Origin of the sequence: Pseudomonas sp. 31-12, from assembly GCF_003151075.1 — a bacterium.
Lineage (GTDB): Bacteria > Pseudomonadota > Gammaproteobacteria > Pseudomonadales > Pseudomonadaceae > Aquipseudomonas.
Genome location: NZ_CP029482.1, coordinates 198,254 through 218,152, shown reverse-complemented (window position 1 = coordinate 218,152; position 19,899 = coordinate 198,254). Strand labels below are relative to the sequence as shown.

Genomic DNA, 19,899 nt, shown 5'->3' with positions numbered 1-19,899 from the left:
GATCATGGCAGAATTGACCACGTTGGCCCGACCTTACGCTAAGGCAGCCTTCGAGCACGCCCAGGCCCACCAGCAACTGGCCTCTTGGTCAGCCATGCTCGGCCTGGCTGCAGCAGTGTCGCAAGATGACACCATGCAGCGCGTGCTCAAGGCCCCGCGACTGACGAGCGCAGACAAGGCCGCCACGTTTATTGACGTGTGCGGCGACAAGTTTGATGCCAAGGCACAGAACTTCATTCACGTCGTTGCCGAAAACGACCGTCTCCCGCTTCTGCCGGAGATCGCCGCTCTGTTTGACCTGTACAAGGCTGAACAAGAGAAATCGGTAGACGTTGAAGTAACCAGTGCTTTTGCATTGAACCAAGAACAGCAAGACAAACTCGCCAAGGTTCTCAGTGCACGACTCAACCGGGAAGTGCGCCTGCAAGTCGAGGAAGACAAATCCCTTATTGGGGGCATTGTCATCCGCGCCGGCGACCTGGTTATCGATGGCTCGGTTCGCGGCAAACTCGCGAGCCTTGCCGAAGCATTGAAATCTTGAGTTTGAAGGGGCAGCAGAGCAATGCAGCAACTCAATCCTTCCGAAATAAGTGAAATTATCAAGGGCCGCATCGACAAGCTCGATGTGACCTCCCAAGCCCGTAACGAAGGCACTGTCGTCAGCGTATCTGACGGTATCGTGCGGATTCACGGTCTGGCCGACGTCATGTACGGCGAGATGATCGAGTTTCCGGGCGGCGTCTTCGGTATGGCTCTCAACCTGGAGCAAGACTCCGTAGGCGCCGTTGTATTGGGCTCCTACCAGTCACTGGCTGAAGGCATGAGCGCCAAGTGCACCGGCCGCATCCTCGAAGTTCCGGTTGGTAAGGAACTGCTGGGTCGCGTAGTCGACGCACTGGGTAACCCAGTTGACGGCAAAGGTCCGCTGAACAACACCGAGACCGATGCGGTCGAGAAAGTTGCTCCAGGCGTGATCTGGCGTAAGTCGGTAGACCAGCCTGTACAGACTGGCTACAAGGCTGTCGATGCCATGATCCCTGTCGGCCGTGGCCAGCGTGAGCTGATCATCGGTGACCGTCAGATCGGTAAAACCGCTCTGGCGATCGACGCGATCATCAACCAGAAAGACAGCGGCATTTTCTGCGTCTACGTAGCAATCGGTCAGAAACAATCGACCATCGCCAACGTGGTTCGCAAGCTGGAAGAAAACGGCGCACTGGCTAACACCATCGTCGTGGCAGCGAGCGCTTCGGAATCTGCAGCACTGCAATTCCTGGCACCGTACTCCGGTTGCACCATGGGTGAATTCTTCCGCGACCGCGGTGAAGACGCGCTGATCGTTTATGACGATCTGTCCAAGCAAGCAGTGGCTTACCGCCAGATTTCCCTGCTGCTGCGCCGTCCACCAGGCCGTGAAGCTTACCCAGGCGACGTGTTCTATCTCCACTCCCGTCTGCTGGAGCGCGCATCCCGCGTTTCGGAAGAATACGTAGAGAAGTTCACCAACGGCGCAGTGACCGGCAAAACCGGTTCCCTGACCGCACTGCCGATCATCGAAACCCAGGCTGGCGACGTTTCCGCGTTCGTTCCGACCAACGTGATTTCCATCACCGACGGTCAGATCTTCCTGGAATCGGCCATGTTCAACTCCGGGATCCGTCCTGCTGTGAACGCCGGTGTTTCGGTATCCCGTGTGGGTGGTGCCGCTCAGACCAAGATCATCAAGAAGCTCTCCGGTGGTATCCGTACCGCTCTGGCTCAGTACCGTGAACTGGCGGCATTCGCCCAGTTCGCTTCTGACCTGGACGAAGCGACCCGTAAGCAACTTGAGCATGGTCAGCGCGTTACCGAGCTGATGAAGCAGAAGCAATACGCACCAATGTCGATCGCTGACATGGCGCTGTCGCTGTATGCCGCTGAGCGTGGGTTCCTGACTGACGTCGAAATCGCCAAGATCGGCAGCTTTGAACAAGCGCTGATTGCTTTCTTCAACCGCGATCACGCCGATTTGATGGCGAAGATCAACGTGAAGGGTGACTTCAATGACGAAATCGACGCTGGCATGAAAGCCGGTATCGAGAAGTTCAAGGCCACCCAAACCTGGTAAGCCGCAGCGGGAGCCGCAAGGCTCCCGCTTGCTAACCTGATAGGTGTTACATGGCAGGCGCAAAAGAGATTCGCAGTAAGATTGCGAGCATCAAAAGCACGCAAAAGATTACCAGCGCCATGGAAAAAGTGGCGGTCAGTAAAATGCGCAAGGCACAAATGCGCATGGCTGCTAGCCGTCCTTATGCGGAGCGCATCCGCCAGGTTATTGGCCATCTGGCCAACGCCAACCCGGAATATCGCCACCCGTTCATGCTCGACCGTGAAGTAAAGCGCGTCGGTTATGTCGTGGTGAGCAGTGACCGTGGTCTGTGTGGTGGCTTGAACACCAACCTGTTCAAGGCTTTGGTCAAGGACATGGCGGTAAACCGCGAAAACGGCGTCGAGATCGATCTGTGTGTTGTTGGTAGCAAGGGTGCGGCTTTCTTCCGCAACTTCGGCGGTAACGTCGTAGCCGCTATCAGCCACCTGGGTGAAGAGCCGTCGATCAATGACCTGATCGGCAGCGTCAAGGTGATGCTGGATGCCTACCTGGACGGCCGTATTGACCGCCTGTCCGTGGTGTCCAACAAGTTCGTCAACACCATGACGCAAACGCCTACCGTGGAGCAATTGATTCCACTGGTGGCAACCCCGGATCAGGAACTCAAGCACCACTGGGATTATCTGTACGAACCGGACGCCAAAGAGCTGCTTGACGGCTTGATGGTCCGTTACGTGGAGTCGCAGGTCTACCAGGCGGTGGTCGAGAACAACGCGGCGGAACAAGCTGCGCGGATGATCGCGATGAAGAACGCTACCGACAACGCCGGTGATTTGATCAGCGATTTGCAGCTGGTCTACAACAAGGCGCGTCAGGCTGCGATCACCCAAGAGATCTCGGAAATCGTCGGCGGCGCTGCCGCGGTTTAACGGTTCAAATATTCAGAGGATCCAGCTATGAGTAGCGGACGTATCGTTCAAATCATCGGCGCCGTTATCGACGTGGAATTTCCACGCGACAGCGTACCGAGCATCTACAACGCGCTGAAAGTAGTGAGCGCGGCTGAAACCACCCTCGAAGTTCAGCAACAGCTGGGCGACGGCGTGGTTCGTACCATTGCGATGGGTTCCACCGAAGGCTTGAAGCGCGGTTTGGAAGTCACCGACTCCGGCGCAGCCATCTCCGTACCGGTCGGTAAAGCGACTCTGGGCCGGATCATGGACGTACTGGGCAACCCGATCGATGAAGCTGGCCCGATCGACACCGAAGAGCGCTGGGGCATTCACCGTCCTGCGCCAACCTTCGCTGAACAAGCGGGCGGCAACGACCTGCTGGAAACCGGCATCAAGGTTATCGACCTGGTTTGCCCGTTCGCCAAGGGCGGTAAAGTCGGTCTGTTCGGTGGTGCCGGTGTAGGCAAAACCGTAAACATGATGGAACTGATCCGTAACATCGCCATCGAGCACAGCGGTTATTCCGTGTTCGCCGGTGTGGGTGAGCGTACTCGTGAGGGTAACGACTTCTACCACGAGATGAAGGATTCCAACGTTCTGGACAAAGTGGCACTGGTTTACGGTCAGATGAACGAGCCGCCGGGTAACCGTCTGCGCGTAGCACTGACCGGCCTGACCATGGCCGAGAAGTTCCGTGACGAAGGTAACGACGTTCTGCTGTTCGTCGACAACATCTATCGTTACACCCTGGCCGGTACTGAAGTATCCGCACTGCTGGGCCGTATGCCTTCCGCAGTAGGTTACCAGCCGACCCTGGCCGAAGAGATGGGTACTCTGCAAGAGCGTATCACTTCGACCAAGAACGGTTCGATCACCTCGATCCAAGCGGTATACGTACCTGCGGATGACTTGACCGACCCGTCGCCAGCGACCACCTTCGCCCACTTGGACGCCACCGTCGTTCTGTCCCGTGACATCGCTTCCCTGGGTATCTACCCGGCGGTCGATCCACTCGACTCGACTTCGCGCCAGCTGGATCCGAACGTAATCGGTCAGGACCACTACGACACCGCTCGCGGCGTACAGTATGTTCTGCAACGTTACAAAGAACTGAAGGACATCATTGCGATCCTGGGTATGGACGAGCTGTCGGAAGCCGACAAGCAGTTGGTAAACCGTGCTCGTAAGATCCAGCGTTTCTTGTCGCAGCCGTTCTTCGTGGCTGAAGTCTTCACCGGTGCATCGGGTAAATACGTTTCCCTGAAAGACACCATTGCTGGCTTCAAAGGCATCCTCAACGGTGACTACGACCACCTGCCAGAACAAGCGTTCTACATGGTCGGCGGCATCGAAGAAGCGATCGAGAAAGCCAAGAAACTGTAATCCCGGCGCCCGGCAACGGGCGCTAATTTAGGTTGAGGCAATCAGATGGCTATGACAGTCCATTGCGATATCGTCAGCGCGGAAGGGGAAATCTTTTCCGGTCTGGTCGAGATGGTGATTGCGCACGGTGCACTGGGTGATCTTGGTATCGCCCTGGGTCACGCGCCGTTGATCACTAATCTCAAGCCGGGCCCGATCCGCCTGGTCAAGCAGGGCGGGGAAGAGGAGGTGTATTACATCTCCGGTGGTTTCCTCGAGGTTCAGCCGAACATGGTCAAGGTTCTTGCCGACACCGTGCAACGTGCTGCCGACCTGGACGAAGCCTCCGCTCAGGAAGCCGTTAAGGCTGCCGAGAAGGCCTTGCATGAGCGGGGCGCGGAATTCGATTACGGTTCTGCTGCCGCACGTCTGGCCGAGGCTGCAGCTCAGCTGCGCACCGTCCAGCAGATCCGCAAGAAGTTTGGCCACTAATAGGCCATTGCTTGTTGCGCGATTGATTAAAAAGGGTAGCCTCGGCTACCCTTTTTTCTTTTCCGATATTCATAACCTGGTCGCAGCCGCTGACCACCCAGGATTGGTAGCCAGTCATGTCTCTTGAAATCGTTATCCTCGCTGCCGGCCAAGGCACTCGCATGCGTTCGGCGTTGCCGAAGGTGCTGCATCCGATTGCCGGCAACTCGATGCTTGGTCATGTTATCCACAGCGCCCGGCAACTTGATCCACAGCGCATCCACGTCGTGATCGGTCATGGCGCCGAAGCGGTGCGCGAGCGTCTGGCGGCGGACGATCTGAATTTCGTGCTGCAGGACAAGCAACTGGGTACCGGTCACGCGGTGGCTCAGGCCGTGCCGTTCATCAAGTCCGACACCGTACTGATCCTGTACGGTGACGTGCCGTTGATTGAAGTCGAAACCCTGCAACGTCTGCTCAAGAAAGTCGCCCCGCAGCAACTGGGCCTGCTCACCGTCGAGCTGGATGACCCGACCGGTTACGGCCGCATCGTCCGCGATGCCGCCGGCAAGGTCACGGCCATCGTCGAGCAGAAAGACGCCAACGAAGCCGAGCGTGCGATCACCGAAGGCAACACCGGCATTCTGGCGCTGCCTTTCGCGCAATTGGGTGGCTGGATGAGCCGCCTCTCCAACAACAATGCCCAGGGCGAGTATTACCTGACCGACGTGATTGCAATGGCGGTCAGCGATGGTCTGGTGGTGGCTACCGAGCAACCCCATGACGCCATGGAAGTGCAGGGCGCCAATGATCGCAAGCAACTCTCCGAGCTCGAGCGCCATTATCAGCTGCGCGCCGGTCGTCGTCTGATGGCGCAAGGCGTGACCCTGCGCGACCCGGCGCGTTTCGATGTGCGCGGTGAAGTCACCGTCGGCCGCGACGTGCTGATCGACATCAACGTGATCCTCGAAGGCAAGGTCGTCATTGAAGATGACGTGGTGATCGGTCCTAACTGCGTGATCAAGGACAGCACCCTGCGCAAAGGCGTGGTGATCAAGGCCAACAGCCATATCGAAGGCGCGAGCCTGGGCGAAGGCAGCGATGCCGGCCCGTTCGCTCGCCTGCGTCCAGGTACGGTGCTGGAAGCTCGCGCGCATGTGGGTAACTTTGTAGAGCTGAAGAACGCTCATCTGGGTGAAGGCGCCAAGGCCGGTCACTTGACCTATCTGGGCGATGCCGAGATCGGCGCGCGCACCAACATTGGCGCGGGCACCATCACCTGCAACTACGACGGCGCCAATAAGTGGAAAACCGTGTTGGGTGAAGATGTGTTCATCGGTTCCAACAACTCGTTGGTGGCGCCTGTGGATATCTCTTCCGGTGCGACGACGGCGGCCGGTTCGACGATAACCCAGAATGTGGATAACGCGCAGTTGGCGGTGGGTCGCGCGCGCCAGAAGAATATCGATGGCTGGAAACGGCCGGTGAAGATCAAGAAGAGCTGAGTTATCCACATAGCGTTTTCAGGTTTTAGTTATACACAGCCTGATTGATCGTCATCGCGGGCAAGCCCGCTCCCACAAGGATTTCGCAAGACCTTGTGGGAGCGGGCTTGCCCGCGATGCGTTTATCCACTGATATTTTTTCTTACACCCGCTTGACGAAGTTTCGCTGATAGGTTTTGATTGCTTCCGTTATCTTTCGAATCGAAACTTACCAGATCATGTCGAAACGCAATACACCCCAACGTCGTCACAACATCCTCGCCTTGGTCAATGAGCAGGGCGAAGTCAGTGTGGATGAGCTGGCCAAGCGCTTCGAAACTTCAGAAGTTACGGTTCGCAAGGATTTGGCCGCGCTAGAAAGTAATGGTTTGTTGCTGCGCCGCTATGGCGGAGCGATCACCATGCCTCAGGAGCTGGTCGCCGACATCGGCCAACCGGTCTCCAAATACAAGCAGGCCATTGCCCGTGCCGCCGTTAGGCGGATTCGCGAGCATGCACGAATCATCATCGACAGCGGCAGCACCACCGCCGCCATGATCCCGGAACTCGGTCAACAGCCCGGGCTGGTGGTGATGACCAATTCCCTGCATGTGGCCAACGCCTTGAGCGAACTCGAACACGAGCCGGTGCTGTTGATGACCGGCGGCACCTGGGACCCGCATTCCGAGTCCTTTCAGGGGCAGGTCGCCGAGCAAGTACTACGCTCTTACGACTTCGACCAGTTGTTTATCGGTGCCGATGGCATCGACCTGGTTCGCGGTACCACCACCTTCAACGAATTGCTGGGTCTGAGCCGGGTTATGGCTGACGTCGCCCGTGAAGTGATCGTGATGGTGGAGGCCGACAAGATCGGCCGCAAGATTCCCAACCTGGAACTGCCCTGGAGCAGTGTCCATACCCTTATTACCGATGATCGCCTGCCAGTTGAAGCACGGGATCAGATTCAGGCCCGCGGTATCAATTTGATTATCGCGGCTGTCAGTCAGGAGAAATAGCATGTGTGGAATTGTCGGAGCAGTCGCAGAACGTAACATCACCGCCATCCTGCTCGAAGGTCTGAAACGCCTGGAATACCGTGGCTACGACAGCGCCGGTGTGGCGGTTTTCACCAACGACGGGATCCTTGATCGCGTCCGTCGTCCGGGCAAGGTCAATGAGCTGGATCAAGCTCTGGCCGAGGCGCCGCTGATCGGTCGTCTGGGCATCGCCCATACCCGTTGGGCAACCCATGGCGCCCCTTGCGAACGCAACGCCCATCCACATCTCTCCGGGCAGAACCTGGCCGTTGTGCACAACGGCATCATCGAGAACTACGAGGCCCTGCGCGAACAGTTGAAGGCCCAGGGCTACGTGTTCACCTCGGACACTGACACTGAGGTCATCGCTCACCTGCTGGCGCATAAACTCAAGGATCTGCACGACCTGACCGTGGCCTTGAAGGCGACCGTCAAAGAACTGCACGGTGCTTATGGTCTGGCAGTTATCAGCGCCGACCAGCCGGATCGTCTGGTCGCCGCCCGCAGTGGCAGCCCGCTGGTGATTGGCCTGGGCCTGGGGGAAAACTTCCTCGCTTCCGACCAATTGGCCTTGCGTCAGGTCACCGACCGTTTCATGTACATGGAAGAAGGCGATATCGCCGAGATTCGCCGCGACAGCGTTCAAATCTGGGACGTTGATGGCAAACTCGTCGAGCGCGAAGCCGTGCAGTACGGCGACAACGCCGAATCCGCCGAGAAGGGCGAGTACCGCCACTTCATGCTCAAGGAAATCCACGAGCAGCCTACGGTCGTGCAGCGCACGCTGGAGGGACGCCTGAGCCAACAACAGGTTCTGGTGCAAGCCTTCGGCCCGGAAGCCCCGGAGTTGTTCGCCAAGGTTCGCAACGTACAGATCGTCGCCTGCGGCACCAGCTACCACGCCGGTATGGTTGCCCGTTACTGGCTGGAAGAACTGGCCGGTATCCCGTGCCAGGTCGAAGTCGCCAGTGAATTCCGCTACCGCAAAGTCGTGGTGCAGCCAGACACGCTGTTCGTGACCATTTCCCAGTCCGGCGAAACCGCCGACACCTTGGCCGCCTTGCGCAACGCCAAGGAGTTGGGCTTCCTCGCCAGCCTGGCGATCTGCAACGTCGGCATCAGCTCGCTGGTGCGTGAGTCCGACCTGACCCTGCTGACCCAGGCCGGTCGCGAAATCGGCGTGGCCTCGACCAAAGCCTTCACCACCCAATTGGTCGGCCTGCTGTTGCTGACTCTGTCCCTGGGTCAGGTTCGCGGCACTTTGGCCAAAGGCGTCGAAGCCACCCTGGTTGAAGAACTGCGCCGCCTGCCAACACGTCTGGGCGAAGCCCTGGCCATGGACAGCACCGTGGAGAAAATCGCCGAACTGTTCGCCGAGAAGAACCACACCCTGTTCCTCGGTCGTGGCGCGCAATTCCCGGTAGCGATGGAAGGGGCCCTGAAACTCAAGGAAATCTCCTACATCCACGCTGAAGCCTACCCGGCGGGCGAACTGAAGCACGGCCCGTTGGCGCTAGTGGATAACGACATGCCCGTGGTCACCGTGGCACCGAACAACGAACTGCTGGAGAAGCTGAAGTCCAACCTCCAGGAAGTCCGCGCCCGTGGCGGCCAATTAATCGTCTTCGCAGACGAAAAGGCCGGCATGACCAACGGCGAGGGTACCCACGTTGTCCACATGCCGCACATCCACGACATCCTGTCGCCAATCCTCTACACCATCCCGCTGCAGTTGCTCTCGTACTACGTGGCGGTGTTGAAAGGCACGGACGTTGACCAGCCACGGAACCTGGCGAAGTCGGTGACGGTGGAATAAGTTATCCACAGCTGACTGAACACTGCTTTCAGACAATAAAGTCTGTCCAGCGATAATGAAAACTGTCTCACGATCGGGAGGTCGCTTACAGGCGACCCTCCCTTAGTCTCCGCGACCAACCTCAAACGCCCCATGAACTTACTCGTAGCATTATTCAAACGGGTGATTGTTTGCGCGACTTGGCGAGAGACCAGTCTGTTCCAGAGTCGGTCCGTCAGGGGGCCAAGCACCTTCAGCACTTCATGCTGAACGAGATGGTTCTCGAGCTGCCGCATTGGATGCTACACCGGTGTTGGTCATTTCTTTTGCGACAAATCGGCCATTCCTTTCAAAAACTCAATCGGCAACGGAAATACAATGGTCGAGCTCTTGTCCCCAGCGATTGCACCCAGTGTCTGCATATAGCGCAGTTGCATGGCACCAGGCTGGCGCCCAAGCATCTCGGCGGCCTGCATGAGCTTCTCCGAAGCCTGCAATTCACCTTCGGCGTGTATCACCTTGGCCCGCCGTTCACGCTCAGCCTCGGCTTGCTTGGCGATGAGGAGCAAGGCGAGCAGCGCGCCAAAACCCAATTCGACGAACATGGATCAACCTCCTCGCGGTGGCGTTTCATCCGGTGCAATGACGTCCAGCTTCACGCCCGTGCGTGCCACCACCCGGACCTGTTGGCCCAGGTGCAGAGGCGAGCGGCTCTGAACTTGCCATTTTTCGCCCTGCAGTTGCACCCAGCCGCTCATCGGCAGACCCGGCAGCAGCCCCGTCACCGTGGCCAGGCTGCCAACCAAGCCCGCATCGCCGCTGACCAAGGCACGGCGTCGGGCCTTGAGCGCCATGCCGACCAGAGTCATTAGCAACAGGGCGCTGATCAGTGCCATGCCGATGATCAGCGCCAACGGAATGCCGAAGCCCGGTACATCGGTGTCCATCAAAATCACTGCGCCCACTACAAAAGCAACCACCCCACCGAAGCCGATTACACCGAAACTCGGTAGAAACGCCTCGGCGATCATGAAGGCGAGCCCTAGCAGAATCAGTCCGACCCCGGCGTAATTCACGGGCAACAGTTGCAGGGCATACAACCCCAGCAACAGGCAGATACCACCGAGTACTCCACCGACACCTGACCCTGGGTTCATGAATTCGAATATCAACCCATAGACCCCGAACATGATCAGCAGCAATGCCACGCTGGGGTTGGTGATCACCGCCAGCAGTTGTGTGCGCCAATCAGGCGCATGATCGATGAGTGCAGCCCCGGCGGTACTCAGCTTCAACGTCTGACCGGCGACATTCAGGCTCTTACCGTCCAGTTGCTTGAGCAGGTCCGCTACGTCATTGGCCACATAATCGACCACCTTGAGTTTGAGCGCTTCGTCGGCCGACAGGCTGAGCGATTCACGTACCGCTTGTTCGGCCCAGTCGGCGTTACGTCCGCGCAGTTGCGCTAGGCCGCGGATGTAAGCCGCTGCATCGTTGATCTGTTTGCGAGCCAGGGTATCCAGCGGCTCGGGCGGTGAGTTTTTGTCGGTGGCAGGTGCCGCTGGTGGGCGCGGTGGATCTGGCGCGGTCCCGGGCAGGCCGCCGATCTGCACCGGCGTAGCGGCGCCCAGATTGGTGCCCGGGGTCATGGCGGCAACGTGGCTGGCATATAGGATATAGGTGCCGGCGCTGGCCGCACGTGCGCCACTGGGGGCGACGAAACTGGCCACTGGCAGAGGGCTGGCCAGAATCGCCTTGATGATCAAGCGCATCGAAGTGTCCAGCCCGCCGGGGGTGTCGAGCTTGATGACCACCAACTGTGCGCCCTCGGTCTCCGCACGCGTCAGGCCCCGCACGACGTAGTCGGCATTGGCCGGGCCGATGGCATCGTTGACCGTCAGGACCACGATGCTGCCCGCAGCCGTCACTGACCCCATCGGCAACCCGACCAGTATCATCAGCAGGAGCAGGCGGCACCACCAGCGACTGTTCATGGGACCCTCCTGATTGCGGGTTCGGCAGCCTGCAACCTTCACTTAAAGCGTAGTTGAGTCAGTCAAGGGCGATGCAGGCGCGGCGGTTAATGCAGGGCAAGTGCCGAAACTGTTCGCCAAGATCTCGCGTCACCGTACTGCGCTCTTGATCCTAATGATCCAGAGCGCGAAACCGCGATACAGCTACTCCTGACGATGCTGAGTCGTGTATCGACCGATAGGATATTAGCTAGATGTCGGATCTATATATGTTGGTGCAGGTGCAGTTTTGACCCAAGCTGCTGACTTCAGCTGCCCCTTAGGCGGCCTGTGAAGACACGCATTAGACCATCGATTACCAAGTATTCGGGTAGGCCATTGATTTCCGGTAGCCTGGGTCAAAACCGCCTCAGCGCCAACATCTCTGATTCATCATTGTTCTCCCATAACCCGTGTTTTGCTCTTCGTCAAAGTCAGGCTCAACAATACCGAAATCAATATGACGCCGCCGACTGTGGTCAGCGACCATTGGATCGGCATGTGCCACCACGGCGCGACCAGCATTTTGCCGCCGATGAACACCAGTACGATGGCCAGGCCATATTTGAGCAAGTGGAAGCGGTTGGCCATGTCGGCAAGCAGAAAATACAGTGCGCGCAGGCCCATGATGGCGAAGATGTTGGAGGTGAACACGATGAAGGGGTCGGTGGTGACGGCGAAGATAGCCGGGATGCTATCGACCGCGAACACCAAATCGCTGGCCTCGATCAGTACCAGCACCAGGAACATCGGCGTCGCCCAGAGCAGGCCGTTCTGACGCACGAAGAAGCGCTCGCCATGAAAGCCGTCGGTGATGCGAAGATGGCTACGCATCCAGCGCAGCAAAGGGTTCTTTTCGAGGTCTGGCTGCTGGTTGGCGAAGATCAGCATCTTGATGCCGGTGATGACGAGGAAAGCACCGAAGACATAGAGTAGCCAGGCAAATTCCTGCACCAGCCAGACACCGGCGAAAATCATACCGGCCCGCATGATGATGGCGCCCAGCACGCCATAAAGCAGGACGCGGCGCTGCAACTCTGGCGGCACGGCGAAGTAGCCGAAGATCATCACGAAAACGAACATGTTGTCGATCGACAGCGACTGCTCGATCAGGTAGCCCGTCAGGAATTCGAGCGTTGTACGCTGGGCCACTTCGGCGCCGAACATGCTGCGCAGATACCACCAGAGCAGGACGGCGAAGATCAACGCCAAACTGGTCCAGGCGATGACCCAGGCCAGCGCTTCGCGCACCGAAACACGATGCGCCTTGCGTCCGCCGAAGACGAACAGATCGAGCGCCAGCATGGCAAGGACGAACACGATGAAGGCGGCCCACATCCAGGATTGGCCGACGCTGATGGCGGTCATTTACTGTCTCCGCATGAAGCAGCAATAGGCTGGAGGAGTCATGCTAACGAGCCTGTTACATCAACAAAAATCGTTTATTCGTTGCGAATAGTTCGTTTTTTACGAAGTATTGATTCAAGTACTCATTTACCGGCAATCGAATTGGTTCTGCTCCGTGCTCAAGACGGGTGGCATGGCGCGCGGCTCCAGCAGTCCCGTCTCCTGCTCGATCGTGATGAAAAGGTCTGCTACACCCTTCGACAGGCTTGGCAACTGGTAAGCCGGTGATGCAGGCGTATATTGATAGTGTCGATCCAGGTAGTTGAGGCGATAAAAGATCGCCAATGGTGGGACAAGCGAGAGTGCTGGGGGCGCTAGCGGATAACCCGGAACGTTTGGAGGTGTCACATGAGGCAGTATCAACGACTCTTTCTGATCGCAGGTCCAACCATGCGTCACTCGCCGGCGATGGAGCGGGCAATCGCACTTGCCGATGCCACAGGCGCAGCGCTGCATATTGCGGTGTTCATCGAAGACTTCGACCTTATGCGGTTAATGAGCAACAGTGCACAACTTCGTGAGAGTTGCCGGCAGGAGAACCTGCAGTGGTTGACGGATGAGGCCGAACTCATGCGCAGGAAGGGCATCAATGTGACCACCGAAGTTGCATTGACCCGTGACCCGCTGCAAGAGATCCTCGGGCATGTGGCTGAAATGCAGCCGGACCTGATTATCAAGGACGTACATCATGAATCAGCGCTCAAACGCGTATTCGTCACGCCTTTGGATTGGCAACTATTGCGCGAATGTCCGACCCCCATACATCTGGTCAGCGAAGTCAGGTGTCCGCTTCCTCGGGTGATTGTGGCGGCGGTTGATCCATCGCATCCAGAGGGTCAGATCAGCGGAATCAACGACAGCGTCATTCAGGCGGCGAACGAATTGGCGACGCAATGTGATGCTGAATTGCACATGCTGTATGCCTATGAACTGACACACACACATTTCTCTGATGCAGGTGCTGGCGCCGTGACGATGCCCGGCTTCAGCAACGATGTGCGCCGGTCACTTGAAAAGTGCTTCGTTGCCTTGGCTGGACGCTACGGCGTGCCACCTGAGCGACAACACTTCATTGCAGGGCCACCAACCAAAGCGATGGCCGACTTTGCGACTCATACTCGAGCGGATGTCTTCGTAATGGGAAATACCCATCACAAAGGGGTGGACAAGCTGATTGGCAGTACCACGGAGCATGTTCTGTATCAGGTGCCCTGCAGCGTTTTGGCCATCAAGGGAGAAGCGGATCACTGAACGAAAAAACCGCCACTATCGCAGCCGGCTGTTGGTGCTGATGTGGTTTTGACCCAAGCTGCTGACTTCAGCTGACCCTTAGGCGGTCTACGCATGACCATCACCGAGGACGAGTCCGGAACGTTGTTCAAGCCATTGGAGGACGAAGAAATTTCCGTGTTTTTTACTAAGACTCCCGATCGAAATGGACGTCGTCGGCAAAAAGGCCAACTGACCTATATACCCTCTTATTCTGAAGCGATGAGCATGAGCTAAGTAGGTGCCCTTGTTGTGGTGCGTTGATCGATGATGAGATTGTCATCGGTATAGATGGCTCTTAAAACCGCTACCCCTTATCGCAATCGTCTCAAACATTAATTGTAATAAGTTGTTTCCAGAGGCAGCACCTTATTACGTACAAGATTTCTAACTACATTCAGTCATCACCCTCCAAATTCCAGTTTTCTGCCTAGACTTGCTCTTGTCCGCCGTGCACATGCTTTCGGAGCATGGAACTGTACGAAAAACCAAAACAAGAGGAATCCCCCCAATGTTCAAGCCTATGTGGAAAGCAGTCGCCTGCGCCCTTGCTCTTGGCACCATGAGTACGGCCATGGCTGCAGACCCGGTAATTATAAAATTTTCCCACGTCGTCGCAGAGCAGACTCCCAAAGGCCAGGGCGCCCTGTTGTTCAAGAAACTGGTGGAAGAACGCTTGCCCGGCAAGGTCAAAGTCGAGGTCTACCCCAACTCCTCGTTGTTTGGCGATGGCAAAGAGATGGAGGCCTTACTGCTCGGGGACGTACAGATGATTGCACCGTCGCTGGCCAAGTTCGAGCACTACACCAAGACCGTTCAACTGTTCGACCTGCCTTTCCTGTTTGATGACATCACCGCTGTTGACCGCTTCCAGCTGAGCCCGCAGGGCCAGGGACTGCTCAAGTCCATGGAAGACAAAAACATCACAGGACTGGCCTATTGGCACAACGGGATGAAACAACTGTCCGCGAACAAAGCGCTACGAGTGCCGGGTGATGCCCGTGGCCTGAAGTTCCGGGTGCAGGCCTCTGCAGTGCTCGAGGAGCAGTTCAAGGTCATACGCGCCAATCCACGCAAGATGAGCTTCGCCGAGGTTTATCAAGGCTTGCAGACCGGTGTCGTCAACGGCGCGGAGAATCCTTACTCGAACATCTACAGCCAGAAAATGCATGAAGTGCAGAAGTACATCACCGAATCCAACCACGGTGTACTGGACTACATGCTAATCACCAACACCAAGTTCTGGAGCGGTTTATCGCCGGAGCTTCGTGGCGAACTGGAAAAGATCCTCGTCGAAGTCACCGCCCATGTGAACAAAGAGGCCGAGCAACTCAATCAGAACGCCAAGCAGAGCATCATTGCGGCCAAAACTACCGAGATCATCACCCTGACGCCTGAGCAACGCGACCAATGGCGTGTCGCGATGAAGCCCGTGTGGAAGAAGTTCGAAGGCGATATCGGCGCCGATCTGATCACTGCTGCTGAAGCTGCCAACCAGGCCCAATGATCGGTGGAGGACAGGTGTTGCCGTCCTGGCAGCACCTGCCTGTCATCCGCTAGAGGAGATGCCATCCATGAATGCTTTTCGGCGCATCTGGGAACACTTCGAGGAAGGCTTCATCGTCTTTCTTCTGGCCGCCATGACGTTGGTAACATTTGTCTACGTTGTCCTCAACAATCTCTACACCCTGTTCTACAGCCTCGCCGAGAGCTGGGAAGGCGCCAGCGAATCGCTGTTCGCCATCGGCGACGGGGTCATGGGAATGGCCCAGGCGATGACCTGGAGCACCTCACTGACCAAGGCCTTGTTTGGCTGGCTGATATTTTTCGGGCTGTCGTACGGCGTCCGCACGGCAGGCCATATCGGCGTCGACGCGCTGGTCAGGCTGGCCAGCAAACCGATGCAACGGTTCATTGGCGTCATCGCGTGTCTTTTCTGCCTGACTTATGCCGGACTGCTCAGCATTGCCAGTTTCGGGTGGATCCAGACCCTGATGATTGCGCGCATAGGTGCCGAAGACCTGGGCCAGTACGGGATCATGCAATGGCACATCGGGTTGATCGTCCCCGTAGGGTTCGCCTTGGTCTTCATCCGTTTCGCTGAAATTCTCGTGCGCATCCTGCAAAACAGGCAGACCGGCCTGGGCTTGGCCGATGAAGCCGCCGATGCGATGAAACTGACTGAACACGAGGATGACAAGTCATGACCATTGCCTTCCTGTTTATATCGCTGTTCGTGCTGATGTTTATCGGTGTTCCCATTGCCATCTCCCTGGGGTTGGCGGGCTCACTGACCATCGTTTTTTTCAGCCCGGACTCCGTGCGCTCACTGGCGATCAAACTGTTCGAGACGTCGGAGCACTACACGCTACTGGCCATCCCGTTCTTTCTGCTCGCGGGGGCCTTCATGACCACCGGTGGCGTCGCTCGGCGGCTGATTGACTTTGCCAATGCCTGTGTCGGCCATATCCGTGGTGGTCTGGCCATCGCTGCCGTGTTGGCGTGCATGTTGTTCGCGGCCCTTTCCGGATCGAGCCCGGCCACTGTCGCCGCGGTGGGTTCAATTGCCATTGCCGGCATGGTCCGCTCCGGTTATCCGCAGGCCTTCGGTGCGGGGATCGTCTGTAACGCGGGGACCCTGGGCATCCTGATTCCACCCTCGATCGTCATGGTGGTCTACGCAGCCGCGACCGAAACGTCTGTCGGCAAACTGTTTATGGCGGGCGTGTTACCAGGCCTGCTGCTGGGGCTGGCGTTGATGGTGGCGATCTACATCGTCGCCGTGAAGAAAAACCTGCCCGCCATGCCGCGCGCGACGTTCCGTGAGTGGCTTGGCACCGCACGCAAGGCGATCTGGGGCTTATTGCTGATGCTCATCATCCTGGGAGGTATCTACTCCGGGATGTTCACCCCGACTGAAGCTGCGGCGGTGGCGGCCGTTTACTCGGCCTTCATCGCCTTGTTCGTCTACAAAGACCTGACGTTTCGCGAAACGCCAAAAGTCCTGCTCGACTCAGCCAAGCTGAGCATCATGCTGATGTTCATTATTGCCAACGCCATGCTCTTCGCCCATGTGCTGACGACCGAGCAGCTACCGCAACAGATCACCGCGTGGGTGATTGAAGCGGGGCTGACACCGGTGATGTTCCTGCTGGTGGTGAACATTGTGCTGTTGATTGCAGGGGCCTTTATGGAACCCTCGGCCATCATCCTGATCCTGGCACCGATCCTCTTCCCCATCGCCATGAAGCTGGGTATCGATCCCATTCACCTGGGCATCATTATGGTGGTGAATCTGGAGATCGGCTTGATCACGCCGCCCGTGGGTCTGAACCTGTTCGTGACCTCTGCTGTGACGGGTATGACACTGCCGGCAACCATCAGAGCCGCCATGCCGTGGCTGATGATCCTGCTCCTGTTCCTGATTCTGATTACCTACGTGCCTTGGATCTCCCTGGCTTTGCCAAACTGGCTGGGCATGAGTTGATGCCTGCCTGTCCGGGTACTGGACGTTCGTCAGTATCCGGACAGGGCTTCACGTTTGTGCTACCCCGGCCACTTAGTGTTGTCCTGAGTCCGTCCAGCAACTCCATAGCTCCACTGAGGACGGATTGCTGACGGGTGGCCCTAGCCACTCGCTCATCTCATGACATTGCTGATCGAAGCATAACTGGTAGTCACCTGCTTGCGGGGTGCGTCCCAGACTCAGAGGCTGCAAGGGCGGCAGGTGACGTTGATAGTGCCAACTGCCTTTTTCCAACCTGGCCTCAGGGGGAATTTCCATGCCTGCGCCATTCCCTTTGACCCTGGCCTCAGTAAGCACAAGTCCCTGTTTCGAGACGCGGTAGTCTTCTTCCCAACGAATTTTTTCAATTGTGTGATTCCAAGCCAGTGTAAAGCTTGAGATTGGGAGTTGAGCCCAGGCGACGCCGGCCAGACCCAGGCACAAGCCCATCATGCTTTGGCCAGTCCCGCACGACGAGACCGCCAGACATGCTGAAGTATCATCAACACACCCAGCACGAAACCGATTTCGTCAGTCCAAGGCAGCGCAACGACCAACAAAGCACCTGCGGCGAAACTCAATAACCGCTCCCAAATCGGCATCTTTTGTTGCAGATAACCTGTGGACGCCATTCCCCAGAGGCCAACGGCCAACATCGTCTTCACCAACATATAGGCCGTCATCCACAAATTGTCGCCTTGCATCATGAGCGCAGGGTTGTAGACCGCCATGAAAGGAATGACGAAGCCTGCCAGTGCAATACGAACCGCCCACAGACTGATCTTGAATCCTGTTTCCTTGGCAATGGGCGCTGCGGCAAAGCATGCCAAGGCAACCGGTGGGGTAAGGTCTGCAAGAATTCCGAAATAGAAAACAAACATGTGCGACACGATCAGCGGCACACCCAACTCAAGCAAAGCGGGTGCTGCAATCGAACTGGTGATGATGTAGTTGGGAATCGTCGGGATACCCATACCCAACACCAGGCAGGTAACCATCGTCAGTATGAGTGACAACAACAAGTTATCCCTGCCGATGGCCAGTATGTAACCGGCGAAGGTCGAGGCTATGCCCGTCAATGACACTACACCGATGATGATTCCCACTAGCGCGCAAGCAATCCCGACCGGCACAGCATGACGAGCACCTTCGACCAAGGCATGCAGGCAAATACTCAGGGTTGCTCGGCCTCCCTGAATGAACCAGCAGATGACCACTAACGTGGCGATCACCGCAAAGATCACGCTGATACCCAACTGGAAAAAACCGACGCAGAGGACACCAAGAGCGATCCAGAACGCACACCGCATCGCGAAACTGGACACCCGAAGAATGATTGCCGAACCGAGAATAACGATGGCTGTTAGCGCCAGCCCCACCATTCCGGAGAATAGCGGGGTACGTCCGGAAAACAGCAGGTAGACCAGGACAAAAAGCGGAATCAGCAAATACCAGCTTTCCTTTACCGCACCCCATGCGCTGGGACATTGGTCTTTGGGTAGCCCTTTAAGGTCGGAGCGTTTTGCCTCAAGGTGAACCATCCAGAATACCGAACCGAAATACAGGATGGCTGGAATTAACGCAGCTTTAGCGATCTCTACAAATGGGACATTAATTGTTTCCGCCATAATAAAGGCGACAGCCCCCATCACAGGCGGCATCAGTTGGCTGCCCATGCTCGAAGTCGCCTCTACGCCGCCAGCAAATGCTGCCTTGTAGCCGAAGCGCTTCATCAATGGAATTGTGAACTGTCCTGTCGTGACAACGTTTGCAATGCCTGAACCTGTAATCGTCCCCATCAAAGCCGATGACGCTACCGATACTTTTGCCGGCCCCCCGAGTTTGTGGCCAAACAGTCCCATCGCGAAATCTGTGAACAATTTGATCATGCCGGCCTGTTCAAGAAAGGAACCGAACAAAATGAACAGGAAAATATAGGTAGCGGAAACGTAGGTGGGTGTCCCGTAGAGACCTTCGGTGCCGAAGGACAACTGGTTGACGATTTGATCGAATCCGTAGCCTCGATGTGCCAAGTCGCCTGGCAGGTATTCACCCAATAAACCGTATGCCAAAAACAGTCCACAGATGACGGGCAATGCGATACCCATCACCCGACGAGCCGCCTCAAACACCAATGCGATCAATACCAGCCCAACCACCATGTCTGCAGATGTCAGGTCACCCGAACGCTGGATCAAATCCGCCTCGAAGAACCATTGATACAAGGCAGTGGTAATCCCAGCGAGACTCAATATCCAGGCCAACGGCTGCCAAGGACGTGCTCTGCCATACGCCGGGTAACTTAAAAACACCACCCACAGCAGGAAACCAACGTGCACCGCGCGCAGCACCTGGCTGGAAACAGGTGCAAACGCAGCGGTGATAATCTGGAAAACTGAAAACAACAACGCCACGTAGAACAGCGTCTTAGGCCAGTCGCGTGGATTGGCGGCTATGCCATGATGATCTTCGCTCATTGGGTACCTGCCTCAAAACTACATAGAAGGGTACGAAC

Annotated in this window: 17 protein-coding genes and 2 pseudogenes; 14 read left to right on the top strand and 5 right to left on the bottom strand. The window is 57.1% G+C overall.

Annotated elements, in window-relative coordinates:
• The first annotated feature begins 4 nt into the window (after positions 1–4).
• The 9 genes and pseudogenes from DJ564_RS00975 to DJ564_RS32680 all read left to right on the top strand — a co-directional run.
• Positions 5–541, top strand: coding sequence for a F0F1 ATP synthase subunit delta (locus DJ564_RS00975; protein ID WP_109626976.1), 537 nt, complete (start codon positions 5–7; stop codon positions 539–541).
• Between the two features lie 21 nt (positions 542–562).
• The gene (atpA, locus tag DJ564_RS00970; protein ID WP_008007884.1) at positions 563–2,107 is read left to right on the top strand and encodes a F0F1 ATP synthase subunit alpha; all 1,545 of its coding nucleotides are present in this window, start codon (positions 563–565) and stop codon (positions 2,105–2,107) included.
• A 50-nt stretch (positions 2,108–2,157) separates the two neighbouring features.
• Positions 2,158–3,018, top strand: a complete 861-nt coding sequence (gene atpG, locus DJ564_RS00965; protein WP_109626974.1) for a F0F1 ATP synthase subunit gamma — start codon at positions 2,158–2,160, stop codon at positions 3,016–3,018.
• Between the two features lie 27 nt (positions 3,019–3,045).
• Positions 3,046–4,425: a F0F1 ATP synthase subunit beta gene (atpD, locus tag DJ564_RS00960; protein WP_008155715.1), complete on the top strand. Its 1,380-nt coding sequence runs from the start codon at positions 3,046–3,048 to the stop codon at positions 4,423–4,425.
• Between the two features lie 45 nt (positions 4,426–4,470).
• Positions 4,471–4,896 carry a F0F1 ATP synthase subunit epsilon gene (locus DJ564_RS00955; RefSeq protein WP_007969909.1) on the top strand — a complete coding sequence of 142 codons (426 nt, stop codon included), beginning with the start codon at positions 4,471–4,473 and terminating at the stop codon, positions 4,894–4,896.
• A 116-nt stretch (positions 4,897–5,012) separates the two neighbouring features.
• Positions 5,013–6,380: a bifunctional UDP-N-acetylglucosamine diphosphorylase/glucosamine-1-phosphate N-acetyltransferase GlmU gene (gene glmU / locus DJ564_RS00950; protein ID WP_109626973.1), complete on the top strand. Its 1,368-nt coding sequence runs from the start codon at positions 5,013–5,015 to the stop codon at positions 6,378–6,380.
• A gap of 215 nt (positions 6,381–6,595) precedes the next feature.
• Entirely contained in the window at positions 6,596–7,375 is a 780-nt protein-coding gene (locus DJ564_RS00945; protein WP_178082333.1) for a DeoR/GlpR family DNA-binding transcription regulator, read from the top strand.
• A 1-nt stretch (position 7,376) separates the two neighbouring features.
• Positions 7,377–9,212 carry a glutamine--fructose-6-phosphate transaminase (isomerizing) gene (glmS, locus tag DJ564_RS00940; RefSeq protein ID WP_109626969.1) on the top strand — a complete coding sequence of 612 codons (1,836 nt, stop codon included), beginning with the start codon at positions 7,377–7,379 and terminating at the stop codon, positions 9,210–9,212.
• A gap of 62 nt (positions 9,213–9,274) precedes the next feature.
• Positions 9,275–9,433 (top strand): annotated as a pseudogene (locus tag DJ564_RS32680) (BPSL0761 family protein); the annotation flags it as partial.
• 75 nt (positions 9,434–9,508) lie between these two features.
• On the opposite strand, the pseudogene DJ564_RS00935 reads toward DJ564_RS32680, so the two are convergent.
• The 3 genes and pseudogenes from DJ564_RS00935 to DJ564_RS00925 form a co-directional block, all read right to left on the bottom strand.
• A pseudogene (locus DJ564_RS00935) lies at positions 9,509–9,751 on the bottom strand (slipin family protein); the annotation flags it as partial.
• A 48-nt stretch (positions 9,752–9,799) separates the two neighbouring features.
• Complete coding sequence (locus tag DJ564_RS00930) at positions 9,800–11,185, bottom strand: nodulation protein NfeD (protein ID WP_109626967.1); 1,386 nt, start codon at positions 11,183–11,185, stop codon at positions 9,800–9,802.
• A gap of 411 nt (positions 11,186–11,596) precedes the next feature.
• Entirely contained in the window at positions 11,597–12,571 is a 975-nt protein-coding gene (locus tag DJ564_RS00925; RefSeq protein ID WP_109626965.1) for a TerC family protein, read from the bottom strand.
• 387 nt (positions 12,572–12,958) lie between these two features.
• On the opposite strand from DJ564_RS00925, the gene DJ564_RS00920 reads away from it, so the two are divergent.
• The 5 genes from DJ564_RS00920 (at position 12,959) to dctM (ending at position 17,366) form a co-directional block, all read left to right on the top strand.
• Positions 12,959–13,861 (top strand): universal stress protein, encoded by a 903-nt coding sequence (locus DJ564_RS00920; RefSeq protein ID WP_109626964.1) that lies wholly within the window; start codon positions 12,959–12,961, stop codon positions 13,859–13,861.
• Positions 13,862–13,954: 93 nt separating this feature from the next.
• Complete coding sequence (locus tag DJ564_RS32290; RefSeq protein ID WP_256597464.1) at positions 13,955–14,116, top strand: hypothetical protein; 162 nt, start codon at positions 13,955–13,957, stop codon at positions 14,114–14,116.
• A 274-nt stretch (positions 14,117–14,390) separates the two neighbouring features.
• Positions 14,391–15,386: a TRAP transporter substrate-binding protein gene (locus DJ564_RS00915; protein WP_109626962.1), complete on the top strand. Its 996-nt coding sequence runs from the start codon at positions 14,391–14,393 to the stop codon at positions 15,384–15,386.
• 67 nt (positions 15,387–15,453) lie between these two features.
• Positions 15,454–16,086, top strand: coding sequence for a TRAP transporter small permease (locus DJ564_RS00910; RefSeq protein ID WP_109626960.1), 633 nt, complete (start codon positions 15,454–15,456; stop codon positions 16,084–16,086).
• Positions 16,083–17,366, top strand: coding sequence for a C4-dicarboxylate TRAP transporter large permease protein DctM (dctM, locus tag DJ564_RS00905; RefSeq protein ID WP_109626958.1), 1,284 nt, complete (start codon positions 16,083–16,085; stop codon positions 17,364–17,366). The genes DJ564_RS00910 and dctM overlap by 4 nt, the downstream gene beginning before the upstream one ends.
• A 72-nt stretch (positions 17,367–17,438) precedes the next feature.
• Here dctM and DJ564_RS00900 read toward each other — a convergent pair whose 3' ends face one another.
• Together DJ564_RS00900 and DJ564_RS00895 are read right to left on the bottom strand one after the other, a co-directional pair.
• Positions 17,439–17,837, bottom strand: a complete 399-nt coding sequence (locus DJ564_RS00900) for a DUF1850 domain-containing protein (RefSeq protein ID WP_109626956.1) — start codon at positions 17,835–17,837, stop codon at positions 17,439–17,441.
• Positions 17,834–19,861: a TRAP transporter permease gene (locus DJ564_RS00895; RefSeq protein WP_109626954.1), complete on the bottom strand. Its 2,028-nt coding sequence runs from the start codon at positions 19,859–19,861 to the stop codon at positions 17,834–17,836. Before DJ564_RS00895 ends, DJ564_RS00900 begins: the two co-directional genes overlap by 4 nt.
• Between the last annotated feature and the right edge of the window lie 38 nt (positions 19,862–19,899).